The sequence below is a fragment of the Streptococcus sp. 1621 genome (assembly GCF_013276615.1).
In the GTDB taxonomy this organism is placed as follows: Bacteria; Bacillota; Bacilli; order Lactobacillales; family Streptococcaceae; genus Streptococcus.
In genome coordinates this window covers 33061-47085 of the sequence record NZ_VMLJ01000004.1, presented here as the reverse complement: position 1 = coordinate 47085, position 14025 = coordinate 33061, and the positions used below count along the sequence as shown (strand labels likewise).

Annotated in this window: 12 protein-coding genes; 3 read left to right on the top strand and 9 right to left on the bottom strand. The window is 40.5% G+C overall.

The window, feature by feature from the left end; translation table 11 throughout:
- Positions 1-267: 267 nt before the first annotated feature.
- The 8 genes from pta to HT697_RS00785 form a co-directional block, all read right to left on the bottom strand.
- Positions 268-1242 (bottom strand): phosphate acetyltransferase, encoded by a 975-nt coding sequence (gene pta / locus HT697_RS00820; protein ID WP_173261749.1) that lies wholly within the window; start codon positions 1240-1242, stop codon positions 268-270.
- Positions 1243-1284: 42 nt separating this feature from the next.
- Complete coding sequence (locus tag HT697_RS00815; RefSeq protein ID WP_173234045.1) at positions 1285-2181, bottom strand: RluA family pseudouridine synthase; 897 nt, start codon at positions 2179-2181, stop codon at positions 1285-1287.
- On the bottom strand, positions 2178-2996 hold the full coding sequence (locus HT697_RS00810; RefSeq protein ID WP_000799049.1) for an NAD kinase: 819 nt from the start codon (positions 2994-2996) through the stop codon (positions 2178-2180). The genes HT697_RS00815 and HT697_RS00810 overlap by 4 nt, the downstream gene beginning before the upstream one ends.
- Positions 2980-3651 (bottom strand): GTP pyrophosphokinase family protein, encoded by a 672-nt coding sequence (locus tag HT697_RS00805; RefSeq protein ID WP_173261746.1) that lies wholly within the window; start codon positions 3649-3651, stop codon positions 2980-2982. Before HT697_RS00805 ends, HT697_RS00810 begins: the two co-directional genes overlap by 17 nt.
- Positions 3652-3911: 260 nt before the next feature.
- Positions 3912-4379 (bottom strand): 8-oxo-dGTP diphosphatase, encoded by a 468-nt coding sequence (locus HT697_RS00800; protein WP_173217830.1) that lies wholly within the window; start codon positions 4377-4379, stop codon positions 3912-3914.
- 76 nt (positions 4380-4455) lie between these two features.
- Entirely contained in the window at positions 4456-4941 is a 486-nt protein-coding gene (locus HT697_RS00795) for a GNAT family N-acetyltransferase (protein WP_050971371.1), read from the bottom strand.
- Between the two features lie 13 nt (positions 4942-4954).
- Positions 4955-6943: an excinuclease ABC subunit UvrB gene (uvrB, locus tag HT697_RS00790; RefSeq protein WP_050971372.1), complete on the bottom strand. Its 1989-nt coding sequence runs from the start codon at positions 6941-6943 to the stop codon at positions 4955-4957.
- 76 nt (positions 6944-7019) lie between these two features.
- Positions 7020-7973 carry a CPBP family intramembrane glutamic endopeptidase gene (locus HT697_RS00785; protein ID WP_173261743.1) on the bottom strand — a complete coding sequence of 318 codons (954 nt, stop codon included), beginning with the start codon at positions 7971-7973 and terminating at the stop codon, positions 7020-7022.
- A 173-nt stretch (positions 7974-8146) separates the two neighbouring features.
- Between HT697_RS00785 and HT697_RS00780 the strand changes: the two genes are divergently transcribed.
- The 3 genes from HT697_RS00780 to zwf all read left to right on the top strand — a co-directional run bounded on the left by HT697_RS00780 (position 8147) and on the right by zwf (position 12690).
- Positions 8147-10312, top strand: coding sequence for an ABC transporter substrate-binding protein/permease (locus HT697_RS00780; protein ID WP_173261740.1), 2166 nt, complete (start codon positions 8147-8149; stop codon positions 10310-10312).
- Complete coding sequence (locus tag HT697_RS00775; protein ID WP_172923525.1) at positions 10312-11052, top strand: amino acid ABC transporter ATP-binding protein; 741 nt, start codon at positions 10312-10314, stop codon at positions 11050-11052. Before HT697_RS00780 ends, HT697_RS00775 begins: the two co-directional genes overlap by 1 nt.
- 150 nt (positions 11053-11202) lie before the next feature.
- Positions 11203-12690, top strand: coding sequence for a glucose-6-phosphate dehydrogenase (gene zwf, locus HT697_RS00770; protein ID WP_000096150.1), 1488 nt, complete (start codon positions 11203-11205; stop codon positions 12688-12690).
- 44 nt (positions 12691-12734) lie between these two features.
- Here the strand turns inward: zwf and ftsY are convergent, their stop codons facing one another.
- Positions 12735-14024, bottom strand: coding sequence for a signal recognition particle-docking protein FtsY (gene ftsY / locus HT697_RS00765; RefSeq protein WP_173217824.1), 1290 nt, complete (start codon positions 14022-14024; stop codon positions 12735-12737).
- Between the last annotated feature and the right edge of the window lies 1 nt (position 14025).

Below are 14025 nucleotides of genomic sequence, written 5' to 3'. Positions count from 1 at the left end.
AAAAACGCATAATAGCAGGTGTCAAAACACTCAATATTATGCGTTTTCTAATGAAAAAATTCTCTTTTCATACTCATTTAATACTCTTCAAAAATCAAATTCAAACCATATCAGCGTCGGCTTGTCGTAGGTATGGTTCCTGACTTCGTCAGTCTTATCTGCAACCTCAAAGCAGTGCTTTGAGCAACCTGCGGCTAGTTTCCTAGTTTGCTCTTTGATTTTCATTGAGTATAAAAAGCCTCTTCCCAAGGGAAAGAGGACTAAATCTTATTGATGAACAGCTTGAGCTGCTGTGATGAGAGTCAAATTGTAAACATCTTCTGCACTACATCCACGTGAAAGGTCATTAACTGGCTTATTCAAACCTTGTAAAACAGGTCCCACAGCTGAGAAACCACCGAGACGTTCTGCAATCTTGTAACCGATATTTCCAGCTTCGATACTTGGGAAAATAAATACAGTTGCTTGTCCAGCAACTTTACTTCCTGGAGCTTTTAAAGCTGCTGTTTCAGGGTGGAAGGCAGCGTCAAATTGCAATTCCCCATCTATTTCAAGGTCTGGGCGTAGTTCGTGCGCACGTTGTGTAGCTGCTACTACCTTATCAACGTTCTCACCAAAACCAGAACCTTTACTTGAATAGCTCAACATAGCAATTTTTGGTTCTATACCAAACATTTTCGCAGTGATTGCTGAGTTAATTGCAATTTCAGCCAAGGCATCTGCATCAGGATTGATATTGATAGCACAGTCACCAAATAGGTAACGTTCTGAACCACGAGTCATTAGGAAGGCACCTGAAGTACGAGTAACATTAGGACGAGTTTTAATGATTTGAAGGGCTGGACGAACTGTTGCAGCAGTTGAGTGAAGTGCACCTGAAACCATACCGTCAACCAAGCCCATATATACTAGCATTACACCAAAGTAGTTAACGTCTTCACGTAAGAGTCTAGTAGCTTCTTCTTCTGATATCTTACCGTTTCGACGTTCAACGAGCGCAGCAACCATTTCGTCAAACTTAGCGTAGTGGTCAGGATCGATGACTTCATAACCCTCGTGAATCCCTTCAATTTCAAGGTAAATTTTAATTTTTTCTGGTTTACCAAGCAAGACTGGAATAACATCTGTTTCTTTTACCAAGCGTTTCGTAGCTTGAAGAATACGAGGTTCTTTTCCTTCAGGTAGAACGATGCGGACATTTTTACCAACTAGGTTGGCTCTTAGACTTTCAAAAACTTCCATGAGTTTTCTCCTTTAAAATAATAAATTATACTCTAATATATTTTATTGAGTATTAGTTGATAACTGTTTAATAAGGTTACTGAAATCATCCGGCAAGAGACTTGATACCTGCAAGTCTTGCTCTAAAAATGGATGATAAAAGGATAGGTAATGGCAATGCAGGGCCTGACGTTGAATGCCGTCGTCCAGACTACCTCCGTACAAATCATCGCCCAACAAAGGGAAACCAATATGAGAAAAATGGACTCGGATTTGGTGGGTACGTCCAGTATGCAGGCGAATGTCGACCAAGTGGATATTTCCATAAGAAGCGACAATCTTGTAGGAAGTATGGGCGTACTTCCCACCTTTAGCTACTCTTCTAGTGATAATAGAGTCTTCATCACGCGCAATCGGAGCAATAATTTCTCCTTCAGGCTCTAAATATCCATCTCCTTTAACCAGAGCAAAGTAGCGTTTTTCAATGGACTTCTTCTGCAACTGCTTGTCTAATCGTGCATGGGCATAGCCGTGCTTGGCAAAGAGCATCAAGCCAGAAGTATCTCTATCAAGCCTGGTTACAATGTGAACCTGCTGATTTTCATAATTTTGCTTGACGTAGTAACCCTTGATAAAATTGGCAATGGTATTGGAGTGGTTAACACTAGGAATAGAAGCAACTCCATAGGATTTATTCAAGACTAGAAAATGGTCATCCTCATAGAGAATATCCAGTGGGCGCTCGATAGCTTCTAGAGTTTCAAAACCTTCCTCAGCAGGAATATCAATGGTAACGCGGTCTCCAATGTCCAATAGATAAGTTGCATTTTGCGGTTGGTCATTGACTAGAATAGCTCCACCTCGAAACTTAATCTTGGCCAAAAGTCCCTTAGAAACCTCGTGCTTTTTTAAGAAGGTCTTAACCTTGACATGCTCATCTGCGATAAATTCAAACCTCATTCGTCCACCTCGCCGATAAAGGCATCTTTAACGCGGTTCCAGAAGCTGGTATGGCTAGGAGTCGCGACAAAGTGAATCTTATGATGATCAATTTGATACTCGATTCGCTCGATACTACGAAAAGAATAGACACTATTGTCAACCGAAATGGTGTGGTAATCATTTCTTGTTGGAATGAGTTCAATCTTATCCTTCTTAGGCACAATAATGGAAGAGCCCAGAGTTCGATAGACACGATTATTAAGGCTGGCAATTTCCGTTAATTGCAAAGCTTCAATGGTAGGGTGTAAAACAGCACCACCAAGAGACTTGTTATAGGCAGTGCTACCAGTCGGTGTCGAAACTGTTAAGCCATCTCCGCGAAAACGTTCAAAGGGAACACCATTGATGACAATATCTGCCACCATGGTTCGATCAGACCTGCGGATGCTGGCTTCGTTGAGGGCACGAAAAATCTTGACCTCTCCATTTCCAAGAAAAACCTTCACATTTAGAACAGGGTAAGAAACCCTTGCTCCGGTATCTAGCTGCAAATTGGTCATTAACTTATCCAACTCAAAATCACGATAATCGGTATAAAAGCCCAGATGTCCTGTATGAAGACCGATGAAGCGTACCTTATCAAGTTGGTCTTCATACTTATGAAAGGCCGACAAGAGCATGCCATCTCCACCAATGGAAATGACAATGTCCGGACTGCTATCATTGAGTATAAACTGATTTCTCTTCAAACGATCTCGCAATTCATACAAAACCCTTTGACTCTGCGGTTTTCTATTGGCTATCAAGTCAATTCGTTTACCTGTATTCTTCATCTGTATCGTCACTATTTCCTACACCGTCATTTAATTTTCTACTCAAGGGATCAAAAAGAGCCTGGGCTTCCTGGATGTCATCACGAATTTCACCCATTTCTTCATCCAACTGATGGGCGATTCTAGCTGTAATTTCCAGTCGCTTCTTAATCTCATCTGGGAAATCCCCTTGGTACTTGTAGTTGAGAGAATGTTCTATCGTTGCCCAAAAATTCATGGCCAAGGTACGAATTTGAATTTCCGCCAAAATGGTCTTGGCTCCATTGATGGTATCAACCGTATATTCTACTACCACGTGATAGGAACGGTAGCCTGATGCTTTTCGATGAGTAATGTAATCTCGCTCCTGTATGATCTGCATATCCTGACGTTTGCGCAAAATCTCCACTACTTCCTTAACGTCATCTACAAACTGAACCATCACACGCAAACCAGCAATATCCTGCAAATCGTGTTCCAAGGTCGCATAAGTAATGCCACGACGAGCCATTTTTTCTTTGATACTCTCAATTGGCTTAACTCGACCAGTCACAAACTCAATCGGAGAATGCTTATTTTGCTTACGATATTGCTTACGAATACCACGAAGTTTAATCTTTAACTCACCAACAGCTTGAATGTAAGGATCTAGAAATTCTTCCCATTCTAAGGTCATATATTCTCCCTTGTTCTCATATTATCCTTCAAAAATATCTTTGATTTTTTCTCCAGATTCATATACAATAAATACAATGCTTATTATACCATAAAATAAAACAATCTCCGATTTCAAAATTGAAGGTGGAGATTGTTCAAAATATAGGTCGAAAAGAATAATAAGAAATTTAGAGATATTCAGTTGACTTACACCACCATACTTAGCCTATATTTCAGTACCTTACTTTAAAAGATAACACCTATAGACTAATCATAGAACTAAAAAGTTTCTTTCTCCCAGCCATCTTCTGTACGATGACGGTAGAAAAACTCTGACTTGTTCGGAGCTTCCATCATCTCCATCAAGGGTAACATATCATAGGCCAGATCCAAGTTTGTAATCTGGTCTTTTTGCACCCAAGAAACTTCTCCCTCTTCTGAGGATTGAAGGGTACCAGAGAACTCAGTCGCCTTATAACAAATGACAATGTAGCGCCCACCTGTATCCAGTGGCCAATTTTTAATGCCGACAAGTTGAGGATTTTGGATAGTCAACCCTGTTTCTTCATATATTTCACGAATGACAGACTCCGCAAAAGCCTCACCATTTTCAATATGACCTCCAGGAAATGCATAACCAGACCAGCGATTGGTTTCAGGAGAGCGATACTGCATCACCACGCGCTGGGTTTCTAGATCTTCAATCAGACAAATATTTGTTAAAATCGTTAATTGGGAACGGGACATAAATTTACTCGCTTTCTAATTTATTAAATTTTCAGACTTACTACCAGAGACATTAGCTTTTACTTTTTAAAATTGTTTAGTATTGAAATACCATTCGTTTTTCCTTTATAGGCTTTCCAAGTTCAAGTATTTTTTCTTGACCATCAAAAGTAAAACCCATTTTTTGATAGAAAGCAATGGCTCGCTTATTATCTTTCAATACCCATAAGAAAATTTCAGAAAAATGATCCAGAGCAGTCAAAGCTGCTTTCACTAACTTTTGTGCGATTCCTTTTCCATAATAGTCTTTTAAAACATATAAAGCAATAATTTCACCAGCTTGAATAGTCTCATCACGAAAGTTGCCATAACTTATAAAGCCAACTACCTTCATACCATCCATCGCAATCAATGTATTTTCTGGATATTTTTGACTAAAGAATCGACATCTTTCTAATGTCATCGTCTCCTGAAATTCTGCAGGTAAAAGGTCATCATAAGCCTCTCTCCACGTTTGCCAGTGAACGAAGGATTTACCTTCTATTTCTTCAGGAGTTTCCATTGATTTGATAATAACCGTCATTTATTTTCTTCTCCTACCCCAACGCCTTGACTTCTAGCATCATATCACGAATCTGTGCTGCTAGTTCAAAGTCAAGCACTTCGACGGCTTCTTGCATTTGTTTTTCTAGTTTCTTGACTAGTTCTTTGCGCTCTTGTTTGTTGAGGCTGTTGATGTCGACTTCCTTGTCCTCTTCCTTGGCAACTGCCTTAGTCACGGCAATCAAGTCACGAATTTCTTTCTTAATGGTTTGTGGCACGATACCATGTTCTTCATTATAGGCCATCTGGATTTTGCGACGGCGGGCCGTTTCATCGATGGCACGTTGCATAGACTGAGTCATCGTGTCCGCATACATGATGACATGCCCTTCGCTGTTACGAGCAGCACGGCCAATGGTCTGGATGAGCCCACGTTCGTTACGAAGGAAACCTTCCTTGTCAGCATCGAGAATGGCTACGAGGCTCACTTCAGGAACGTCAATTCCTTCACGAAGGAGGTTGATTCCGACCAAGACATCAAAGACACCCAAGCGCAGATCACGGATAATCTCCGTCCGTTCCAAGGTCTTAATATCCGAGTGCATGTACTTGACCTTGATGCCCATTTCCTTAAAGTAGTCGGTCAAGTCCTCTGCCATTTTCTTGGTCAAAGTGGTTATAAATGTTCGTTCATTCTTTTCAACACGGGCATTGATTTCACCTAAGAGGTCATCAATCTGTCCCATTGTCGGACGTACTTCCACCTCAGGATCCAATAGCCCTGTCGGACGAATGATTTGCTCAATCACTGTCTCGGTTTGTTCATTTTCATAGTCACCAGGTGTCGCTGAAACGTAAACAATCTGATGCACATGACTTTCAAACTCTTCACGACGGAGAGGACGATTGTCCAGAGCAGACGGCAAACGGAAACCATAATTAACCAGCATTTCCTTACGCGAACGGTCTCCATTGTACATGCCTTTGATTTGTCCCATAGTCATATGGCTCTCGTCAATCATGATTAAGAAATCATCTGGGAAGAAGTCGAGAAGCGTATAAGGAGGCTCTCCTTCGCTCCGTCCATCCATGTGGCGAGAATAATTTTCAACCCCATTGGTATAGCCCATCTCACGCAACATTTCGATATCATACTCTGTCCGCTGTTTCAAACGCTGGGCTTCAAGCAGTTTACCTTCCTTTTCAAAGACAGCTAATTGTTCTTCCAACTCGGCCTGAATCTTGGCAATGGCAACTTCCATATGGTCGTCATTGGTCACAAAGTGAGTAGCTGGGAAAATCGCCAAATGATCCACTTCTCCCAACACCTGACCTGTCAGAGCCTCAACCTCACGGATACGGTCAATTTCGTCTCCAAAAAATTCTACTCGAAAGGCGTGTTCATCACGGGAAGCTGGGAAAATCTCCACCACATCCCCACGAACGCGAAATCTTCCCCGTTGGAAATCAATATCATTTCGCTCAAATTGGATATCCACCAAGTCATTCAAGAGTTTATCACGGGAAATTTCAAGACCTGGACGGAGACTAACGACACTATCAGCGTATTCCTTGGGCGAACCCAGACCATAGATACAAGAGACTGAGGCCACGACAATAACATCATTACGCTCCAAAAGGGCTGAGGTAGCTGAGTGGCGAAGCTTGTCAATCTCGTCATTGACAGAACTATCCTTCTCAATATATGTATCGCTAGAAGGGACATAGGCCTCAGGTTGGTAATAATCATAGTAAGACACAAAGTACTCAACTGCATTTTCAGGGAAAAATTCCTTGAACTCCCCATAGAGCTGACCAGCCAGAGTTTTATTGTGGGCGATGACCAGAGTGGGTTTATTGACTTTGGAAATGACCTGACTCATGGTATAGGTCTTCCCTGTACCAGTCGCCCCCATCAGAATCTGAGCTTTTTCTCCCCCCTCGATATTATCAACCAACTGCTCAATAGCCTGAGGTTGGTCTCCTGAAGGTTGATATTTTGATACTAGTTTAAATTGATTATCTGTAATGCGGTTAATCATAAGAATCCTCTCTCGATGTGCTATTCCTATTTTAGCATACTTATAGCATTTTCACGAAGAAAAGGACAGACCGAAGTCACATCCTTTCATTTTCTTTCTTTAATTGGTAAGCGAGATAAAGAATCAGCAGAAACAAAATAATACTGGACACGATGGAACCCTCAATACCAAAAGACCCACCAGATAGCCAGTCTTGATTGCCTTGTGGAGTAAATTTCATGATTGATGTTCCTGAAGACTGACCACTAACTAATACTCCAAAGAGGTTTCCCTGTGCGAAATTCCAAGCTCCATGAATACCACCTATACCCCATATAGTATCTGTTTTAAGAAGATATAGGGACATGGCAACCCCAAATAAAAAGAGATCAATTGCAGATAAGAAAGTTATGCCTGGATTTCCTAAATGAAGTAAGGTAAAGAGACTACTAGATATGATAATAGCGACTTTAAGATTGGTTCTCTTAGCCAATTGTGGAATCAACCAAGCACGAGTAACCAATTCTTCTGCCGTTCCTTGTAAAATCCAAAAAGGTATTGTAAATAAAGTAAAAGCTAGCGAATAAGTATCCAAGTGAATGGAGTCAAATTGATACTGCCCCAACACTACTAGTCCAGCCAAAGCAAGTATAAAGAGGGATAGACCAAGACCGTATCCTTTAAATAAGGCACTTAAAAAATTTTCTTTATAGAATCCCAAGGTTCGAATCGGTCTTTTCTCTACTTTTCTAGTCCATCTAAACACAGTTAAGATGATAAAACCAAAGGACAATAATTCAAATATTAAATGGATGTCACTTGTTTTATCAGATAAATTCTGAAATAACATTTGAAGGAAATCTGCAATTCTTTGACCACCCATACCAAGATTGCTAAATAGCCCGATCAATGCTAAAAAACTAAGGCCAAAAAATAGAGAGGATATGAACTCAGATATATAGACGAAAAATAGAGCTAACAAGGGGCTTGTGTAAATGTTTAAACTCATTTTTGAAGTTTGGAAGTCTTTAAATATTCTTTTGTTCTTCATATCCTCGTCCTCTTTTCTTCTATTATATACTATTATTATAGCACTTTGTGATAACAATTCAAGAAAGAAAAGAAAAAATCAATGTTATATTTTCTGACACAAAAAATATAAAAATTTGCCTTTTTTTACTTTTTCTGATATAATGAGAGAATATTCGGAAAAGGAGACTAAAAATGAAGAAAAAATTTCTAGCATTTTTGCTAATTTTATTCCCAATTTTCTCATTAGGTATTGCCAAAGCTGAAACGATTAAGATTGTTTCTGATACCGCCTATGCACCTTTTGAGTTTAAAGATTCAGATCAAACTTATAAAGGAATTGATGTTGACATTATTAACAAAGTCGCTGAGATTAAAGGATGGAACATTCAGATGTCCTATCCTGGATTTGACGCAGCGGTCAATGCGGTTCAAGCTGGTCAAGCTGACGCTATCATGGCAGGGATGACAAAGACTAAAGAACGTGAAAAAGTTTTCACCATGTCTGATACCTACTATGATACAAAAGTTGTCATTGCAACTACAAAGGCACACAAGATTAGCAAGTACGACCAATTAACTGGCAAAACCGTTGGTGTTAAAAACGGAACTGCTGCTCAACGTTTTCTTGAAACAATCAAAGATAAATACGGCTTTACTATTAAAACATTTGACACTAGTGATTTGATGAACAACAGCTTGAGTGCTGGTGCAATTGATGCTATGATGGATGACAAACCTGTTATCGAATATGCCATCAACCAAGGCCAAGACCTTCATATTGAAATGGATGGTGAAGCTGTAGGTAGCTTTGCTTTCGGTGTGAAAAAAGGAAGCAAATACGAGCATCTGGTTACTGAATTTAACCAAGCCTTGGCTGAAATGAAAAAAGATGGTAGTCTTGATAAAATCATCAAGAAATGGACTGCTTCATCATCTTCAGCAGTGCCAACCACAACTACTCTAGCAGGCTTAAAAGCTATTCCTGTTAAAGCTAAATACATTATTGCCAGCGATTCTTCTTTTGCACCTTTTGTTTTCCAAAATTCAAGCAACCAATACACTGGTATTGATATGGAATTGATTAAGGCAATCGCTAAAGACCAAGGTTTTGAAATTGAAATCACCAACCCTGGTTTCGATGCTGCTATCAGCGCTGTTCAAGCTGGACAAGCAGATGGTATCATTGCTGGTATGTCTGTCACTGATGCTCGTAAGGCAACTTTTGACTTCTCAGAATCATACTACACTGCCAATACTATCCTTGGTGTCAAAGAATCAAGTACCATTGCTTCTTATGAAGATTTGAAAGGGAAGACAGTTGGTGTTAAAAACGGAACTGCTTCTCAAACCTTCCTAACAGAAAATCAAAGCAAATACGGCTACAAAATCAAAACCTTCGCTGATGGTTCGTCAATGTATGACAGTTTAAACACTGGTGCCATCGATGCCGTTATGGATGATGAGCCTGTTCTCAAATATTCTATCAGCCAAGGCCAAAAATTGAAAACACCAATCGCTGGAACTCCAATCGGTGAAACAGCCTTTGCCGTTAAAAAAGGAGCAAATCCAGAATTGATTGAAATGTTCAACAACGGACTTGCAAACCTTAAAGCAAACGGAGAATTCCAAAAGATTCTTGACAAATACTTAGCTAGCGAATCATCAACTACATCAACAAGCACTGTTGATGAGACAACTATCTGGGGCTTGCTTCAAAACAACTACAAACAACTCCTTAGCGGTCTTGGTATCACTCTTGCTCTAGCTCTTATCTCATTTGCTATTGCTATTGTTATCGGGATTATCTTCGGTATGTTCAGTGTCAGCCCATACAAATCTCTTCGTGTGATTTCTGAGATTTTCGTTGACGTTATCCGTGGTATTCCATTGATGATTCTTGCAGCCTTCATCTTCTGGGGAATTCCAAACTTCATCGAGTCTATCACAGGTCAACAAAGTCCAATTAACGATTTCGTAGCTGGTACTATTGCCCTATCCCTCAATGCAGCTGCTTATATCGCTGAAATTGTTCGTGGTGGTATTCAGGCTGTTCCGGTTGGTCAAATGGAAGCCAGCCGAAGCTTGGGGATCTCTTATGGAAAAACCATGCGTAAGATTATCTTGCCACAAGCAACTAAATTGATGTTGCCAAACTTTGTTAACCAATTCGTTATCGCACTTAAAGATACAACCATCGTATCTGCTATCGGTTTGGTGGAACTCTTCCAAACTGGTAAGATTATCATTGCCCGTAACTACCAAAGTTTCAAGATGTATGCAATCCTTGCTATCTTCTATCTTGTAATTATCACGCTTTTGACTAAACTAGCGAAACGCTTAGAAAAGAGGATTCGTTAATGGCAAAATTAAAAATTGATGTAAATGATTTACACAAAAGCTACGGAAAAAATGAAGTTTTAAAAGGAATTACGACCAAGTTCTATGAAGGAGATGTTGTTTGTATCATTGGTCCTTCGGGTTCTGGTAAGTCAACTTTCCTTCGTAGCCTAAATCTTTTGGAAGAAGTTACGAGCGGTCACATCACTGTGAACGGTTATGACTTAACTGAAAAAACAACCAACGTTGACCACGTCCGTGAAAATATCGGAATGGTTTTCCAACACTTCAACCTCTTCCCACATATGTCTGTATTGGACAACATTACCTTTGCTCCTATTGAGCACAAGTTGATGACTAAGGAAGAAGCTGAAAAATTGGGAATGGAGTTGCTTGAAAAGGTTGGACTAGCAGATAAGGCTAAGGCCTGTCCAGATAGCCTGTCAGGTGGTCAAAAACAACGTGTAGCCATCGCTCGTGGACTTGCAATGAATCCAGACATCATGCTCTTTGATGAACCAACTTCTGCCCTTGACCCTGAGATGGTCGGAGACGTACTAAACGTTATGAAGGAATTGGCTAAACAAGGTATGACCATGATTATCGTAACCCATGAGATGGGATTTGCCCGTCAGGTTGCCAACCGTGTTATCTTTACTGCAGATGGTGAGTTCCTAGAAGATGGGACACCTGACCAAATCTTTGATAACCCTCAGCACCCTCGTCTGAAAGATTTCTTGGACAAGGTCTTAAACGTCTAAACGCAAACTGTAAGGATTTCCTTGCAGTTTTTTTCTATCTCGTATTGGAATTTTTGATTTTTCGGAAAATTATGTTAGAATTAAGTTTATGAAATGAGGTTTCCTCATACCTAGCAAAACTAGGAATAAAAATAGAAATTAGGTAGCTAGATGTCATCTAAGGTTATTGTTACAATTTTCGGTGCGAGTGGAGACCTGGCTAAACGCAAGCTCTACCCTTCCCTTTTTAGACTATATAAATCCGGTAATCTTTCCAAACATTTTGCCGTTATTGGAACTGCCCGTCGTCCTTGGAGCAAGGAATATTTTGAATCTGTTGTAGTCGAATCGATCCTTGATTTGGCAGATAGTACCGAACAAGCTCAGGAGTTCGCTAGTCACTTCTACTATCAAAGCCATGATGTCAATGATACAGAACACTATATTGCTCTACGTCAATTGCAGGCTGAACTAAATGACAAGTACCAAGCTGAACACAACAAGCTCTTCTTCTTGTCTATGGCTCCTCAATTCTTTGGAACCATTGCTAAGCACCTCAAGTCTGAAAATATCGTAGATGGAAAAGGTTTTGAACGTTTAATCGTTGAAAAACCATTTGGTACAGATTACGCAACTGCAAGCAAGTTGAATGACGAGCTCCTAGCAACATTTGACGAAGAACAAATTTTCCGTATTGACCATTATCTTGGTAAGGAAATGATCCAAAGCATCTTTGCAGTCCGCTTTGCAAACTTGATTTTTGAAAACGTTTGGAACAAGGACTTTATCGACAATGTTCAAATTACCTTTGCGGAGCGCTTGGGTGTAGAAGAACGTGGTGGCTACTATGACCAATCTGGTGCCCTCCGCGACATGGTACAAAACCATACTCTACAACTTCTTTCGCTCCTTGCTATGGACAAACCAGCCAGCTTCACAAAAGACGAGATTCGTGCTGAGAAGATTAAGGTCTTTAAAAACCTCTATCATCCAACGGATGAAGAGCTTAAAGAACACTTTATCCGTGGTCAATACCGTTCTGGTAAGATTGATGGCATGAAATACATCTCTTATCGTAGCGAGCCAAATGTGAATCCAGAATCAACAACTGAAACCTTTGCATCTGGTGCTTTCTTTGTAGACAGCGATCGATTCCGTGGTGTTCCTTTCTTCTTCCGTACTGGTAAACGTCTGACTGAAAAAGGCACTCATGTCAACATCGTCTTTAAACAAATGGATTCTATCTTTGGTGAGCCACTTGCTCCAAACATTTTGACCATCTATATCCAACCCACAGAAGGCTTCTCTCTCAGTCTAAATGGGAAGCAAGTAGGAGAAGAATTTAACTTGGCTCCTAACTCACTGGATTACCGTACAGATGCGACCGCAACTGGTGCTTCTCCAGAACCATACGAAAAATTGATTTATGATGTCCTAAATAACAACTCAACTAACTTTAGCCACTGGGATGAGGTTGGTGCATCATGGAAATTGATTGACCGTATCGAAGAGCTCTGGGCTGAAAATGGTGCCCCACTTCATGACTATAAAGCTGGAAGCATGGGACCTCAAGCCAGCTTTGACCTACTTGAAAAATTCGGTGCCAAATGGACTTGGCAACCAGATATCGCTTATCGTCAAGATGGTCGTTTAGAATAAAAAAAATCCTGCAAGTTTGTACCTTGCAGGATTTTTGCTTCTGATTAGATTAAGCCTTCCAAGAGACCCTTCATAAAGTTTTCTGAGTTAAACTCTCCAATATCATCGATTTTTTCACCAAAACCAATCAATTTTACAGGAATATTGAGTTCTTCACGGATGGCTAGAACCACACCACCTCGAGCAGTTCCATCAATCTTAGTCAAGACAATTCCAGTTAATGGCGTGATTTTTGAAAATTCTTTGGCCTGTACAAGAGCGTTTTGACCTGTTGATGCATCAAGTGCCAAGAAGGTTTCATGCGGAGCTTCTGGCACAACACGTTTGATGATACGACCAATCTTCTCCAACTCAGCCATGAGGTTGTCCTTGTTTTGCAGACGACCTGCTGTATCAATCATGAGAATATCGATACCTTCAGCCACGGCACGTTCCATGCCATCAAAGACCACACTGGCTGGGTCAGCTTTTTCAGGTCCAGTTACAACTGGAACGTCAACACGACGGCCCCATTCAGCTAGCTGTGCAACTGCACCTGCACGGAAAGTATCTGCCGCAACTAGCATAACCTTCTTACCTGCTTGTTTGTAGCGGTGGGCTAGTTTTCCGATAGAGGTTGTTTTCCCAACACCATTAACACCAACAAAGAGCATGACTGTCAAGCCATCTTGGAAGTGGATATTTTCATCGTAGTTGCCATCCTTTTCATAAAGCTCAACCAATTTCTCAATGATGACACGGCGCAGTGCATCAGGTTTCTTGGCGTTTTCAAGCTTGGCTTCGTAGCGTAGCTCCTCAGTTAAGTTGGAAGCCACCTGTACACCAACGTCACTCATGATCAGTAATTCTTCCAGTTCCTCGAAAAATTCTTCGTCAACAGAGCGGAAATTAGCAAAGAAGGCGTTCAAGCGAGCTCCGAAGCCTGTACGAGTTTTCTTAAGACTGCGGTCATATTTTTCCTGAACAGTTTCTTCTGCTTGAGGCGTTTCTGCTTCAAGAATTTCAGAATTATTTTCTTCTACAGTTTCTAGGAGCTCAGTATTCTCTTCCTCTGGGACTTCTTCTGAGTTTAGCAATTCTTCGACTTCTTCTTGAGAAACTTCTACAACTGGCTCTGAATTCTGACTCTCTTCAACTGTCTCTTGATTATCCTCTTCTTCGAGCAAAGATTCTTCAGAACTTTCAACCTCTGCTTCTTCTTGAGGAAGTTCCTCAGCTTCTGTAAGAGAAGACTCAACATCTTCAGACAAATCAAGATTTTCCAGAGCTTCTTTTACAACTTCTTCGATTTTAGGTTCTTCTTTTTTTCCGAATAGACGGTCAAACAATCCCATA